The sequence below is a fragment of the Micromonospora sp. M51 genome (genome assembly GCF_018070305.1).
In the GTDB taxonomy this organism is placed as follows: domain Bacteria; phylum Actinomycetota; class Actinomycetes; order Mycobacteriales; family Micromonosporaceae; genus Micromonospora; species Micromonospora parva.
Genome location: NZ_JAGPXZ010001450.1, coordinates 1 through 533, shown reverse-complemented (window position 1 = coordinate 533; position 533 = coordinate 1). Strand labels below are relative to the sequence as shown.

1 protein-coding gene is annotated in these 533 nt (G+C 70.0%); it reads right to left on the bottom strand.

Going from position 1 to position 533, the window contains the following annotated elements; genetic code table 11:
- The coding region (locus KBX53_RS35385; RefSeq protein ID WP_210864077.1) for a metallophosphoesterase at nucleotides 1-533 on the bottom strand (533 nt) is incomplete at both ends.

Below are 533 nucleotides of genomic sequence, written 5' to 3'. Positions count from 1 at the left end.
GTTTCCGGCAGTTTGGACACCTGCCGGGCGTGGGTGTGCCCGGCCAGCACCAGCGGGCAGGTGCCGGCGAGCGGCCCGGCCGACGCCGGGTCGTGCACGAGAGCGATGTTGACCGGTCGCGGTGAGTTGCGGATCGTCACGGCGAGCTGGTTGCCGGCCCCGATCACCTGGTCGGCCACCTGCTGGGTCAGTCCGCTGCCGGCCGGGGAGGTGTTCTTGTCCGGGGTGAAACGCGGGTCGCCGATGCCGGCGATGGTCAGCCCGGCGACGGTCGTGGTGGTGTTGTTCAGGACTATCGCGTTCGGCTGGCGGGCCACCGCGGCGGCGGTCTTGCCGGAGTCGTGGTTGCCCCGGATGAAGACGTACGGCTTCTTCAGCACGCCGATCGAGCCGACGAAGGAGGCCTCCGGTTCGCTGCCCCAGTCGGTGATGTCCCCGGTGTCGATCACCACGTCGATGCCGAACTGCTCCACGACCGTCCGGATCAGCTGCCAGCCGGTCGGGTGGAGGTGCCTGTCGGGGACGTGCAGCAC